Source organism: Parabacteroides sp. KHUB-02 (genome assembly GCF_056640955.1).
Map to the genome: position 1 here is coordinate 3962938 of NZ_JBWQEV010000001.1, position 14677 is coordinate 3977614.

Consider the following 14677-nt stretch of genomic DNA (forward strand, 5'->3'; position numbering starts at 1 on the left):
ATGAAAAAAGGGTTTTACTACATAGTGGCGTTATTAACGGTACTCTTGCTTTGGTCGTGCAGCACGAAGAAGAACACGAAAGCGAGCCGTTTTTATCATGCCTTTACGACCCGTTATAATATTTATTTCAATGGAAAACAAGCGTTTGACGAGGCACTGAAAAGCCAACAGGACGGATATAAAGAGAACTATTCCGACAGGATCTATATGTATCCGATTAGCGCCCAGCCTAAAGACAAAGCCGAGCCGGGCGGCCCTTTCGACCGGACGATCGAGAAAAGTAATAAAGCTATTAAACTACACTCCATAAAAGCGAAACCGGCCAAGAAACCGGGCTGGCGGAATAATCCCAAACTACGTGCTATCCAAGAACAAGAGGAATATAACCCTTTCTTAAAGAATAGTTGGCTGATCATGGGACAGGCGCAATTCTACAATGCCGATTTCCTGCAAGCCTCCGCTACCTTCTCCTATATAGCCCGTCATTACGCGAAGGACGAGGAGGTCGTGGCCGAGGCCCGTTTGTGGCAAGCCCGTTGTTATTCCGAGATGGGTTGGTTCTATGAATCCGAGGATATCTTGGATAAGATGAACAAGAACGGTATTCCTGCTTCCGCTTTGAAGCAATATGCGGCGGTGTATGCCGATTATTTGATCAAGAACGGGCAGTTCGAGGATGCCATCCCTTATCTGAAGACCGCTATCAAGGCGGAGAAAAACCGGAAGCAACGTACCCGGATGAAGTATCTTTTGGGACAAATCTATGCGGATCAAGAATTAGATGGCTTGGCTTATAAGACCTTTGGTGAGGTAGCCCGTTCGAATCCTCCGTATGAGTTGGAATTTGCCTCACGTATCCGTCAGACAGAAGTATTCTCGGGTACGAATTACTTGAAAGTGGTGAAGATGCTCGAGAAAATGGCGAAAAGCCAGAAGAATAAGGATTATCTGGATCAAGTATACTATGCTTTAGGAAATGTATACCTCAGCCGGGAAGATACGGTGAATGCCATAAAGAACTATCAACTCGGTATCGATAAGAGTACATTGAATGGAATGGATAAGGCGATCTGCCAGATAAAGCTGGGAGATATCTATTTTACGATGCGGGATTACGTGAAAGCGCAACCTTGCTTTAGCGGAGCCTTAGCCGGAATTCAAAAGGAATACAGGGATTATGAACGGGTTTCTAAATTGTCGGCGATTCTGGATGAATTGGTCGTGCATGTAGAAGCGGTCCATCTTCAAGACAGTTTGCAAGCCTTGGCTAAATTACCGGAAGCGGAGCGGTTAGCGATTATCGATAAGAAGATTGAGGAGGTAAAGAAAGAAGAGGAAGAGGCGAAAGCCTTGGCTGAGAAGGAGGCTTATCTGGCCGAGCAGGAAGCGAAAGGCACCGGAATCGACCGTCCCGGTACGGAAACCAACGTTGTTGTCTTGCCGAACGCGTCCGGTGGAGCGTCTTTCTATTTCTATAACCCTCAGACCGTAGCGCAAGGAAAGACACAGTTCCAGCGTAAATGGGGACGTCGTCCGTTGGAAGATCACTGGCGCCGCCGTAAGAAGGAACTCTCTACCTTTAATGAGAATCTGGATGAGGAGATGCTGGCCGAGGGAGATTCCACCCAAATGGTAGGGCCGGACGGTGAGCCGTTGCCGACCGATTCGATAGGCGGTGATCTGCCGGCTGTTGCCGCCGATGATCCGCATACCCGTGAGTATTATCTACAGCAGCTACCTTTCACGCAAGAGGATATAGACGCTTCTAACATTATTATTATAGACGGTCTTTACAATATGGCGATGATCTATAAGGATAAGTTGGAGGATATCCCCTTATCTGTCGAGGCGTTCGAGAATTTGGAACGCCGTTTCCCGGATAATGAGCACCGTTTGGAGAGCTATTATCAAGTATATTTGATGGCCTTGAAAACCGGAAATACAGCGTTGGCTACCGAGTATAAGAATAAACTAATGAATGCCTTCCCGGAAAGCGATTATGCGGTAGCTGTGGCTGATCCGAATTACGAGTATAATATCCGCATGATGGATGTGGTACAAGACTCGATCTATCAAGCTACTTACGACCGCTATCTGGAGAGCGATACAGCGTATGTACGTAAGAGTTTCCGGTACGTAAGCGAGAAATATCCATTGGCTACGTTGATGCCTAAATTCATGTTCTTGGATGCGTTATCATATGTGCAGGCCGGGGATGCGGAAGGGTTTAAGAATGCCTTGAAAGCGCTGGTCGAGAAGTATCCGAACGCGGATGTCACGGAACTGGCCGGGGAGATGTTGAAAGGTGTTCTTCGGGGACGTGCCTTGGTGCAGGGGGGTGTGAAAGGTCTGAGTTGGAACTTACGATTCGGTTTGGGCGAGGATGGTATGTTATCTGCCGAGGATTCGGCCCGTGTATTTAATCCGGAACGGAACACGCCTTATCAGATGCTTTTGGTATATCCTACGGGTAGCGTAGATCAGAACCAGTTGCTATTCGCTGTCGCCGCTTATAACTTCGCGAACTTCATGGTAAAAGAGTTTGATTTGGCTTTGGAGCAGGCCGGCCCGATCAGTATGCTGGCGATTAAAGGATTTATTAGTTTTGACGAGATTATCCAATATTATAAGATGATATACGGTAAGGATGGCTATGCTACGGCCTTGAATAAAGCGGTTGCCGTGTTACCGATCTCTGATGATAATTATGAGACCTTGATGCGCGGCAAGACCTTGGATGAATATATCACCTTCTTCGATGAGAGCTTCGGTGAGGAATTACCGGATCTGGCAGGTCGTTGGAAAGCCCGTATGGAAGCCGCTAAGGAGGAGGAGGCGACTGAAGATGAAATGATCACGGAGGAAGAAGCCGAAGTGCCGGAAGAGGCAGATGAATTGAAACCAGAAGTTGAACCGGAAAAACAACCTGTTACAGAGCCGGAGGAGGAACAACGGCCTGTTCAAGAACCTGTTCGACAGCCCGCTATACCAGTCGTCCCGGATACGATTGAGGTCCCTGCGTTTGACAAACCGGAGATCCAGCCTGTCGATACCCTTCGTAAGGATACGGTTCCTGTTGTTCAGCCGGCGGTTGAGGATCAAGGCATGACCTTGAAAGAAATCCAAGAGATCCGTAAACGGGAAGCTGCCGAAGAAGAAGCCCGCAAGGAAGAGGCTCGTAAGGCTTTCGAGGCCCAGCAAAAGGCGGATAAGGAATTACGTGAGCAGAAAGCGAAAGAACAGGAAGAACTTCTCAAGAAGCAAGCGGAGGAAGAACGTGCCCTGTTGAAAGCGAAGGCTGATCGAGAGAAACAGTTGGAAGCTGATCGCAAGGCCAAGCTGAAACAAGCGGAAGCCGACCGTAAGGCGAAACTGAAAGCTCGTGAGGACCTTCGTAAGGAAAAGGAACGTGCTTATAAGCAACGCTTGAAAGAGAAAGAAAAAGAACGTAAGGAGAAGGAACGCTTATACAAGCAAAAATTGAAAGAGAAAGAAAAAGCCCGCAAGGAAGCCTTGCGGGAAAAGGAAAAGGCCGCCCGGGAAAAGGCCCGGAAGCGTTAATTGCTGTAGATACTCTTTATTTATCCAAATAGCTCTTCTTGAAGATATCTATACAAAGAAGGAATAAGGATAATAACAACGGCCCGAAGATGATCCCCATAAATCCGAATAAGGACAACCCGATTACGACTCCGAAGACGGTGATTAACGGATGTATATCCGCCAACTTCTTTTGTAGGATAAAACGAATCAGATTATCGACGTTCGTAATGACAAGCAAGGCATAAATAGTCAATCCCAAGGCATGTACCCAATCTCCGTTTAAAGCCATATAAGCCGCCAACGGAACCCAGACCAATGCGGTCCCTACAATGGGAATGATCGTAGCGATACAAGTGAGAAACCCAAATAACAGCGGATCGGGAGTCTGAAAGATAAAGTAACCGATCACCGCTACGATACCTTGTATAACCGCCAAAAGAGGGATACCTATGGCGTTTGATTTTACGATCATATTGATCTCGTTGAGTACCTCATCCTTGTTTTGATCACTGAAGGGGAATAAGGTGTATAGATAGTTTTCCATTTTTCTTCCGCCTATCAGCATGAAGTACAGAATGAAAATCAAGACGACGACATTTACGGCGAAACTGCTTATGCTACCCACTAAAAACTGTCCGATTTGTGGGAGTATAGAGGCCGCTTTTAATAAGTTTCCTCTATCCAGTACATCAAACCCGGTCTTTTCCTGAACTAGATCCGCTATATGTTGGCCTGTATTTAGCAGTACAGTCGGGTCTAAATTAATATTTTGAGTTTTGTTGATTACCAACCAGATCGCCAATGTGATTGGGATTAAGAAACATAAGATTGTTTCCCCCAGTAACAGTAAAGCTGCAAAAGCCGGTCTCATATTTAGCTTTTCTGTCAGATGGAACATCTGTCCACGCAGCAATATATAGATGGTGAATGCTCCAAGTATACCTCCAAGAAACGGGGTAATCTTAAAAAATAGAATTACCCCTAGTCCTAATATAATGGTGATCAATGAGTATCTCCAGTAATGTTCTTTTACGTTTTCCATATACATTCATGCCCTTATTTATCTAAAAACAAGATAGGAGAAGTCATTGTTTATTGGATTTCTTATTCTTTGGAGAGCCGTTTACCTTCGATGAAGGTCTCTTGAATCTCTATATCGTTGTTGAAAATGATGATATCGGCATCCTTTCCTTTCTCCAATGTTCCTTTACGGTCTAAAATACCCATTAGGCGGGCCGGGCTTTCGGAAGCCATACGAACAGCGTCGTGCAATGGAATTTCCGCTTTCTCGACTAGGGTACGGATCAAACGGATTCCGGTAGCTATACTTCCCGCGATAGCTGAGCGATCGGCTAATTTACATACGCCTTCCTCAATAATTACCCGGGAGTCCGGAAAATGTTCCGTACCGTTATCGCAAGCGGCGGCGGCCATTGCGTCCGTGATTAAGGAGGTACGTTCTACCCCTTTGATTTGATATACCAACTTTAAGATTGCTGGCGGTACGTGGATACCATCGGCTACAACTTCAACGGTCATATCTTTCATGAGATAAATACCTTCTACCGTTCCTTCATGTTTATACTCACGGTCTTTATGGACGGAAGTCATGGCATTGTAGAAGTGGGTAGCATGGGTGAATCCGGCTTCGTATGCTTTTTTCACTTGGAGATAATCGGCTGTGGTGTGGGCTAGTGAAACCAACACACCATGAGCTGACGCATATTTACCGAATTCCAAAGCTCCGTCAAGCTCGGGGGCGGCGCTCCAGCGTTTAATACATTGGGTACTGTTTAGTAATTCCTTATATTCTTGGGGATCGGGCGGGTAAATATAATTAGGGTCTTGTCCGCCTTTCATAGCCATATTCAAATAGTTGCCTTCAAGATGTAATCCCATGATACGGGCCCCCTGTTCCGGGTGGTTCATGATGTGCTCGCAGGTCTTGATCGCTTCCCGGAAGGTCTCGATAGGGGCCGCTGCCAATGTAGGATATAAAGCCGTTGTTCCCTGTAAAGCATGTGCTCTTGTGATCGCATAGAACGCTTTCGGGGTAGCTTCCGTGAAATCATGTCCGTTGCCGCCGTGTACATGCGTGTCGATACAGCCGGGAGCCACATAATATCCTTTTGCGTCGATGATCTCCGCATGAGGAATCTCCCGGTTTTGCCCGGTGATCTCCACTATTTTCCCATCCGAGATGATGATTTGCCCGTTTGGTAGGAGGCCCGAAGGAGTTAATACTTTTGCGTTTATGATTTTAAGAAATGCGCTTTCCATATATTTTGTTTTTAGTCTTTTGGAATCAGTAATAAGTTATCCTTATAGGACAACGGGGGATTATATTGGATTTCCCGGTTGCCCCTCGGGGTAGCGGATCGTAAGAGTGGTGACTGGCCGGTTATCTCGTAAATAGCTTGTCCTAATAAAGGATCCTTCAAATCTCCGAATTCAGCTAGATCACTCTTGAATTCATCAATAGCTACATCGGGATGAAATCCGTCTTCATAATCAGCTTCCCGATCCTTATTATAAATATGGAAAGTGACGGGAGAAAGTATCCAGCCATATTTTTTAGATTCATTGTAGATCGTCATACCGACGGTCTTGCCAAAAGTCTGCTTACCGATAACCCGAACGTCTATATAGGATCGTAGCGAGTTAATGATAAGTTCGGAGGCAGAAGCCGTAGTTGAACCTGTCAAAACAAATAGCCGTTGTAGGTTTAAGTTTCCCGCCATGACCTCGGTCGTTTTGAGTAAAGGCAAGGTCTCATTTTTATTGGAGTTTTTATCGTTATACTCCATGATACATAAAGGTTCTCCTAAAACGTTTTCACGGACTAATAGCGAAGCCAGTAATTGGGCGCAATTGACAAGCCCACCCCCATTATAGCGTAAATCAAGTACGAACTCATTGACGTTGCGGCTTTTGAATTTTTCGAAGAGTTGTTGCAAATAAAGATTATAACTAGTGTCGCTATAATCGTATTCATCCGGTCCGGAGGCGAAATGGTTGTACATCAAATAGCCGATTCGCTTATTGCCATATGTGTATACGGAATCTTTTAGGAATGGGGTGTCTTCTACCGTTCGGGATGCGTTTAGGGTGACTATCCGTGTCGGGACTATTCCTTTGCCATTTCCTTGGACTTCTCCTAGTTGGAGGGATACGCTGCCTCCGTTCCTCAATATGTCATAATCTTGGATAGTACCCCAAGAACCGTTTACGCCAAGTATCCAGTCTCCCCGTTTCAATCCGGCTTCTTCGGCGGGTGAATCCTTTAATACATAAAGGACAATGGCTATTTTATAGGTACTGCCTCCGTCTTTAAGGTTGGAAGTCGCGAAATCGAATCCATATGAGTTGTTCGCGTCGTAAATGCTCTTTGTTACGGTCGCTTTCTCTAATTGGGAAAAGTAATGATGACCTTCAGGAAGATCTTTCCCGTCTTTATCGGATAACAGGCCCTTGAAGAAGGCCTCCGGATCAAGACTAATGTCCAAGGAACTTTTATCCGGTAACTCGGAATACCAAAGATAATTCTCTCGCATCGTTTGCTTGATCCATTGATTCACTTCATTGTCGGTTGCCGGAATGTCAATATCATCTTTCTCGCAAGCGGAGAATGCTAAAAGGCCAAGGATAACGATCGTATAATATTTATAATTCATAGTGGATATATATTAAAAACAGCCCTTCTCTCAATAACGGAAAAGGGCTGTTGATATTGTTAAGGACAAATATACGCTATATTTTCTTCTCGATAACCGCTTGAACAACATTTAATACATAATCGCCCAGCTTTTCACTTTCACTAACCATGTCCATGTAATAAACGCCATCTTGATATTGGTACAGCTTATTGTTGATATCTTCGATATTCCGGCTCTTCAACTGGTTACGATAGTTGTTGATCTCGTTCTCTATATTATAAGAAGGATTGATATCATCATGTACGAGTTCCGGTTTATGCAAAATTAGGTTCATGCGATTTAACGCCCCGGATACCAGCTCGAACATATGATCCAAGTGCTTGTTTTGCTCCTCCGTGAATTCGGATTTGAACTCGTTTCTGCGTTTGATACTTCGGGCAAGGTTATTACAAGAATCCGCTATACTCTCGATTTCCGAGACGGCACGTAGCATGATACGGATTTCTTCCTTACTTTCAGAACTCAAACGGCCTTCCGATACTTCAGTCAAGTAATTCGCGATCTCGATCTCCATGCGGTCGCTGATATTCTCGTATTTCTCGACGCGGCTATAAGTCTTGAGGAAGGTCTCCTCATTCTTCTCGTAGAATAATTCTTTCACCATATTAAACATCCTAGCCGTACGCTCGGCGAATAATGAGATTTCTTTATGAGCTTGTAGGATGGAAAGCTCGGCGGTGGATAACATACCTCCCGTGATATAGCGAAGGCGGTATTCCTCGTCTTCCACCTTGGGCTTGATAAGCGTACATACGGTCTTTTCGATCAAGCTTACGAACCAGATCATAATGAAAGTATTACTGATATTGAATGCAGTGTGGAACGCTGCCAGTTTAAAGGATACCGCCACAGCCGGATCACTGACCTTCATTACATGGGTAACAAACCATGAGACGGCATTCGTGAAAGGGTAGAAGAGCACCAAAACCCACATGACACCGAAAACGTTGAAAACAAGGTGCGCTAACGCGGCTCGTCGTGCTTGTGTGTTTCCGGTTAATGCGGCTAAGTTGGCCGTAATCGTGGTTCCGATATTCTCGCCTAATACCAAAGCGACTCCCAAATGGTAATCGATCCAGCCGTTGGCGCACATAATCAATGTAATAGCCATCGTGGCGGCGGAGGCTTGTACGATCATGGTTAAGATCGCTCCGATGAATAAGAACAAGATGATGGAGAAAAATCCCATATCCGTATAATTCTGCACGAAAGCCAGCATTTCCGGATTCGCTCCGAGGTCCGGGGCGTTTGCCTTTAAACTTTGAAGCCCCATGAACAGGAATGCGAAACCAAAAACAAATTCACCAATTGATTTACGAGAACTTTTTCCTGAGAAGAAGAGTGGGAGAGCGAAAGCTAAAAGGGGAAGGGCGAATGCGGCGATATCGACCTTGAAACCGAGGGCGGAGATAAGCCATGCCGTTACCGTGGTTCCGATGTTAGCACCCATAATGACTCCGATGGATTGGGTCAATGTCAAGAGTCCGGCATTCACGAAACTCACGACCATAACTGTCGTAGCCGATGATGATTGGATAAGAGCCGTTATTAACACCCCGGTGAGCATACCGGTTACTCTGTTCGTGGTCATCGCGGTTAGTATTCGTCGTAAACTGTCACCCGCAAATTTTTGTAACCCTTCACTCATGATCTTCATTCCGTACAAGAACAGCGCCAAGGAGCCGATCAGCCGGAGAAAATCAAAAAAAGAATAGTCCATTTAAATTACGTTTAAGTGGATTGTATATCCGATTAATATTCCTAACTTTAGGGGGCGAATTTACAAATAATAACTGAGATAGTATGTCTGAGACAATAACAATTTACTGCAAAAATAATAATACCTACAAGGATGTACCCATTGGTTCTTCGTTGTTGGACATTTATACGGCGGTTGGCGCTCCGCTTCGGTACAGGCCGATGAACGCGCAAGTGAATAATAAGACGGAAAGCTTGAACTTCCGTTGCTGGCAACCGAAGGATATCGAATTTATCGACTATACTCAATTATCCGGATTGAGAACCTATGTCCGCTCGCTTTGCCATATATTTTCCAAGGCGGTGTATGATATTTGGCCGACGGCGACCTTAAATCTGGAACATCCGGTGTCGAAAGGTTACTATTGCGTGATCCATAACGGCAAGAACATCGATCTGGAGACGATCGAGAAGATCAAGAAACGTATGTGGGAGTTGATTGACGCGGATCTTCCTTTCCTCCATAAGAGTGTCCGTACGGTGGATGCCGCCGTATTGTTCAGGGAGCGGGGTATGAATGATAAGGCTCGCTTAATAGAGACGGCGGGATTGCCTTATACCTCTTATTATGAGTTGGAAGGTTATATCAACTTCTTTTATGGCTGTTTAACCCCTTCGACCGGCTATATCCAATTGTTTGACTTGGAACCGTATATGGATGGCGTTTTGCTCCGTATCCCGAAGCAGACCGATCCGATGGAATTGCAGCCTGTCATCAAGCAGGATAAGATGTTCGAGGCTTATAAGGAACACCTTACATTGCAGCGGACTGTCGGCTTAGATAATGTGGGGGATTTGAATTTAGCGATAGAGAAAGGCCGCTCTCAGGATATAATCCTTGTCTCTGAGGCGATGCAGGAAAAACAGGTTGCCAAGATCGCCGAAAAGATCGCCGATGGATATAAAGAGGGCATCCGTATCGTCTTGATCTCCGGCCCTTCTTCTTCGGGAAAGACTACGTTTTGCAAGCGTTTGCAAGTACAATTGACGACTAACCTGCTTCATCCGGTAGGAATTTCCTTGGATGATTATTTCTTGAATCGGGAAGATACACCGAAAGATGAGCATGGCGAGTATGATTTTGAATCTTTGTATGCGCTGGATTTACCTTATTTTAATAAGGATTTGAAGAAGTTGTTATCCGGGGAAGAGATCGAGCTGCCGACTTTTAATTTCGAGACCGGCCAACGGGTTTTCAAAGGGAAGAAGCTTAAACTTCGTGAGAACTCTATTTTGGTGATAGAAGGTATCCATGCCTTGAATCCGGAGCTGACGGAGTTTATCGACGATAAATATAAGTATCGGGTGTATGTCTCGGTCTTGACCTCTATCTCCTTGGATAACCACAACTGGATACCCACGACGGACAATCGCCTGCTGCGCCGTATCATCCGGGATTATCGCTTTAGGGGATATTCGGCGGAAGATACGATCAACCGTTGGCCGAGTGTTCGCCGGGGTGAGGACAAATGGATCTTTCCCTATCAGGAGAATGCGGACGCTATGTTTAACAGCGCCATGTTGTATGAGCTGGCCGCCTTGCGCAAATTCGCGGAACCGATCCTCGCACAAGTGCCGGAGAGTAGTAAGGCGAATGCGGAGGCGTATCGTTTGCTCCGTTTCCTCCGCTACTTTAATTACATCCCGACGGAGGAACTTCCCGGAACTTCCTTGCTCCGTGAATTCTTGGGGGGAGGAAGCTTCAAGTACTAGGTAGAATCATACTCTATAAAGCCTTTAAAAAAAGACGTACGTGTTTTTCCGAAAACATGTACGTCTTTTTTTGAAAACACGTACGTGTTTTTTTTGTATCTTTGTCCATGAGTCACATTAAACACAAGACGATATGAACCAGACTATTTACCCCATCGGCATACAGAACTTCGAGAAAATCCGCAAGGACGGCTATCTCTACATTGATAAGACCGCTTTGATCTATCAATTGGTGAAAACAGGAAGCTACTATTTCCTCAGCCGCCCGCGTCGATTCGGGAAGAGTCTGCTGCTATCCACGCTGGAGGCCTATTTCCAAGGGAAAAAGGAGCTGTTCGAGGGACTGGCCATGGAGAAGCTGGAGAAAGAGTGGACCAAGCATCCGATCTTGCATTTCGACTTGAATATCTCCCACTACGACGCCCCTGACAGCTTGTATAAGATATTAAATGATACCTTGTCCAGATATGAGGAGGAGTATGGGACACGGCCTACCGAGGAGACCCTGCCCCTCCGCTTCGCCGGAATCATCGACCGGGCCTACCGCAAAACCGGACAGCGGGCCGTGATCCTGATCGACGAGTACGACAAGCCCTTGCTACAGAACTTGCACGACGAGGAGACGCAAAACCGATTCCGGAACATGCTCAAACCCTTCTACGGTGTGTTGAAGACCATGGACAGGGCCATACGCTTCGCCCTGCTGACCGGCGTGACCAAGTTCGGGAAGGTAAGCGTCTTCAGCGACCTCAACAATCTGGACGATATATCCATGCGGGAGCCTTACGCCGCCATTTGCGGCATCACGGAAACGGAGCTGCGTACGCATTTCGATGAGGGCATCCATACGTTGGCCTCTGCCCTTGAGCGGACATACGAGGAGGCCCGATCCTTGCTACGGAAACGGTACGACGGCTATCATTTCGTGGCCGGGGGACCGGGCATTTATAACCCTTTCAGCCTGCTGAATACCTTCAAGTATATGCGGCTCAGCGATTATTGGTTCGAGACGGGCACGCCCACTTACTTGGTGGAGTTGCTGAAACGAACGAACTACGACCTGTACGACATGGCCAACACCGAGACCGACGCCGATGTGTTGAACAGCATCGACTCCGCTTCGAACAATCCCATCCCCGTCATCTACCAAAGCGGATACCTCACGATCAAGGATTACGAGCCGGAATTCAAGATCTATCGCTTAGGTTTCCCGAACCAAGAGGTAGAGGAGGGTTTCATGAAATACTTACTGCCGTTCTATACGAACATTCAAGCCTCGAAGTCTCCTTTCGAGATAGGCCGCTTTGTGAGAGAGGTACGGGCAGGAGACTACGACGCCTTCTTCCACCGCCTACAAAGCTTCTTCGCCGATACCTCTTACGAGGCGATTATTGGCCGGAACCCGGAACGGGACACGGAGCTGCATTACCGCAACGTGCTCTTCATCGTCTTCAAGCTGGTCGGACTGTACACGCAAGTGGAATACCACACCTCGAACGGACGCATCGACCTCGTCCTACAAACCGACCGCTACGTCTATATCATGGAGTTCAAGCTGAACGGAACCGCAGAGGAGGCTCTGCGGCAGATCGAGGAGAAAGGTTATGCCCTACCCTTCGCCGCTGATAAACGGCAAGTGATCAAGATCGGCGCGAACTTCTCCTCAGAGACCCGGAATATAGAACGATGGCTGGTAGGATAAAAAAGCCTGTTTTATCCATATATACTTACTTTGCGGATGAAGTATATATCCTATGCCCGGAGAAGATATACTTCATCGGCAAAGTAAGTATATCTTCTCTGGGAAAAGGCTTCTCAAGTGAATAACTGATCACTTCCCAAGCCGTTAACTGACGGCTACCCCTACTCGTTAGTTATTCACTTGACAAGCCGTTAGTTATTCACTTGTCAAGCCATAAGCGGATGACTTGCTTCTAGCGTAACCATCTGTTATTCAAGATATTTGTAATGGAAATAAAAATAGATCCAAAAAGTCGGGATTTCCAGCCAAGATATTCTCGTCTTTTTGTATTATTTTTACCCTCAACAAATAACACACAAATGAAGAAAAACATTGTTTTCCTGTTAATTCTAATACCTATTATATGGATCTCTTGCGATGGAATGGGCCATCAAACCATAGACTTCCGAAAAATAGAGAACCTTATGCCCCAACATCCGGATAGCGCCTTAATGCTCCTTGAACAAATAGAGAACAAAGAAAACCTATCCCGAAAAGATAAGGCACATTATTATTTGCTGCTGACGGAAGCGGAAGACAAGACGTACGTTACGCATACCACCGACTCCCTGATCTCGATCGCTGCGGATTATTACGAGAAAACAGACGACTTGGGAAGAAAAGCGAAAGCTTGGTATTATAAAGGAAGAATCAATCAAGACTTGGGGCACCCGCTAAAAGCGCAGGAATATTACCTCAAGGCTCTTCGGGATGAGGAAAAGATAGAGGATCATGCCTTGCTTGGTAGGATCCATAATCATATAGGTATGCTCTATGCCTACCAGAAGGTTTATGAGAAGGCATTGCCTTTCCAGAAAAAAGCGGTGGAAAATTTTCATTTATTAAGTGATAGTACAGGACAGGTGTTCGTGTTGCGGGATTTAGGGCGTACCTTCTTGATGCTGGGCCATCAAGACAGCGCTATTATTTGCAACCAAAAAGCGATCGCTTTAATGAGGAAGAGAATTATTCCTTCGGTTTATACGGAATTAGCAGGTTTCTATATAGACAGACAACGCCTGGAGGAAGCACATGGATTATTGCGGACATCTTTACAAAACGTAGCAAAACCACAAGCCAAATATCCCGTATATCTAGTGCTTGGGGAACTTTATAAGAAAAGCGGTCAAATCGACTCGGCTTGCTTTTACTTACAAGCCTGCATAAATTCTGCACCTTTACCCGAGACACGCGCCGGAGGACTTTTCCATTTGAAAGAAATAGCCTTGGAGAAAGGGCAATGGGAACAAGCGGCGTTATTATCTAAGCAATACGAATTATTAAAAGATTCTATAGAGCAAGGAAAGAATGCTGAATCCATCCGGAACGTACAAGCGTTCTATTCATATAACGAAATCGAACAGGATTTATGGGAGGCACGGCTTTACGCTTCTAAACAGAAGTCCTTTTATTCTTTACTCATAACGGCTTGCCTGTTTTTATTAACAGTAGCCCTACTGCGTTTCATCCATTACAGGCGAGAACGAAAAAGCCTGTTACAACGGTTAAAAGCCAATGAAGAACAAATTCAAAGAAATGAGCAGACCCTGAAAAATATATCTGACGTAAAGGATAGCCTACAGAACGAAATCCAAATTTACAAAACGAAAGAGCGACAACTTTCCAAGGAAAAAGATGAGCAACTAAAGCGGACAAACGAGGAGATCAGGCAAAAAATCATGCAATTAGAGAAATTGTCTCATACCAAAGATGAATTAGAGAAAAATTTGCTCACCCTTCGGAGCGAGAACTCAAACTTAAAGAAACGGGAACAAGCAAGAGAAGAAGAGCGGAAAAAAATAGAGGAATCAGAGCGACTGCAAAACGAACGCCTATATGATAAATTCCGTTCCCCCGCTGGCTGGGAACCCACGGATACGGATTGGCATAAACTTTTCATCTCGGTGGACAAACTTTACCCAAAGATGGTGACCACCTTGCAAAAATCCACCTCCTTAAACGAATCGGAGAGGAAAATCTGTTATCTAAGTAAAATAGGAGTAAAACCCGGGGCGATCGAAATCTTGTTGAGTAAGGGAAATGTATCCGTTTATCGAAAAAGATTGTATGAGAAGCTCACCAAGAAGGAAGGAACAGCGAAGGATTTTGATAAATATATATCTGATATATAATAATTTATGCAGGATTTAAAATTAATAAAAACGAACAAAAATGAACAAAAGCGAGAATAGGACGAAAAAATATT

Annotated in this window: 8 protein-coding genes; 4 read left to right on the plus strand and 4 right to left on the minus strand. The window is 45.4% G+C overall.

What is annotated here, in order from left to right; genetic code table 11:
- On the plus strand, positions 1-3561 hold the full coding sequence (gene porW, locus ACYIA1_RS16965) for a type IX secretion system periplasmic lipoprotein PorW/SprE (protein WP_480336031.1): 3561 nt from the start codon (positions 1-3) through the stop codon (positions 3559-3561).
- Positions 3562-3577: 16 nt separating this feature from the next.
- Here porW and ACYIA1_RS16970 read toward each other — a convergent pair whose 3' ends face one another.
- From ACYIA1_RS16970 to ACYIA1_RS16985, 4 genes are all read right to left on the minus strand, one after another.
- A complete protein-coding gene (locus ACYIA1_RS16970; RefSeq protein ID WP_048927003.1) occupies positions 3578-4591 on the minus strand; it encodes an AI-2E family transporter in 1014 nt (337 codons plus the stop codon).
- A 56-nt stretch (positions 4592-4647) separates the two neighbouring features.
- Positions 4648-5823, minus strand: a complete 1176-nt coding sequence (nagA, locus tag ACYIA1_RS16975) for an N-acetylglucosamine-6-phosphate deacetylase (RefSeq protein WP_009016701.1) — start codon at positions 5821-5823, stop codon at positions 4648-4650.
- A gap of 11 nt (positions 5824-5834) precedes the next feature.
- Positions 5835-7217: a S41 family peptidase gene (locus ACYIA1_RS16980; RefSeq protein WP_480336034.1), complete on the minus strand. Its 1383-nt coding sequence runs from the start codon at positions 7215-7217 to the stop codon at positions 5835-5837.
- Between the two features lie 76 nt (positions 7218-7293).
- Positions 7294-8979, minus strand: coding sequence for a Na/Pi cotransporter family protein (locus tag ACYIA1_RS16985; RefSeq protein ID WP_005863486.1), 1686 nt, complete (start codon positions 8977-8979; stop codon positions 7294-7296).
- Between the two features lie 83 nt (positions 8980-9062).
- Between ACYIA1_RS16985 and ACYIA1_RS16990 the strand changes: the two genes are divergently transcribed.
- The 3 genes from ACYIA1_RS16990 (at position 9063) to ACYIA1_RS17000 (ending at position 14603) form a co-directional block, all read left to right on the plus strand.
- Positions 9063-10730, plus strand: a complete 1668-nt coding sequence (locus ACYIA1_RS16990) for a nucleoside kinase (RefSeq protein ID WP_122382714.1) — start codon at positions 9063-9065, stop codon at positions 10728-10730.
- A gap of 133 nt (positions 10731-10863) precedes the next feature.
- Positions 10864-12432 carry an ATP-binding protein gene (locus tag ACYIA1_RS16995; RefSeq protein ID WP_347173315.1) on the plus strand — a complete coding sequence of 523 codons (1569 nt, stop codon included), beginning with the start codon at positions 10864-10866 and terminating at the stop codon, positions 12430-12432.
- A gap of 359 nt (positions 12433-12791) precedes the next feature.
- On the plus strand, positions 12792-14603 hold the full coding sequence (locus ACYIA1_RS17000) for a tetratricopeptide repeat protein (protein ID WP_480336036.1): 1812 nt from the start codon (positions 12792-12794) through the stop codon (positions 14601-14603).
- Positions 14604-14677 lie beyond the last annotated feature (74 nt).

Excerpts from the sequence above, each read along its gene's own strand:
- ACYIA1_RS16995 (WP_347173315.1), top strand. The coding sequence starts at position 10,864 with ATGAACCAGACTATTTACCCCATCGGCATACAGAACTTCGAGAAAATC.
- ACYIA1_RS16990 (WP_122382714.1), top strand. The coding sequence starts at position 9,063 with ATGTCTGAGACAATAACAATTTACTGCAAAAATAATAATACCTACAAG.
- nagA (WP_009016701.1), bottom strand. The coding sequence starts at position 5,823 with ATGGAAAGCGCATTTCTTAAAATCATAAACGCAAAAGTATTAACTCCT.
- ACYIA1_RS16970 (WP_048927003.1), bottom strand. The coding sequence starts at position 4,591 with ATGTATATGGAAAACGTAAAAGAACATTACTGGAGATACTCATTGATC.
- porW (WP_480336031.1), top strand. The coding sequence starts at position 1 with ATGAAAAAAGGGTTTTACTACATAGTGGCGTTATTAACGGTACTCTTG.
- ACYIA1_RS17000 (WP_480336036.1), top strand. The coding sequence starts at position 12,792 with ATGAAGAAAAACATTGTTTTCCTGTTAATTCTAATACCTATTATATGG.
- ACYIA1_RS16980 (WP_480336034.1), bottom strand. The coding sequence starts at position 7,217 with ATGAATTATAAATATTATACGATCGTTATCCTTGGCCTTTTAGCATTC.
- ACYIA1_RS16985 (WP_005863486.1), bottom strand. The coding sequence starts at position 8,979 with ATGGACTATTCTTTTTTTGATTTTCTCCGGCTGATCGGCTCCTTGGCG.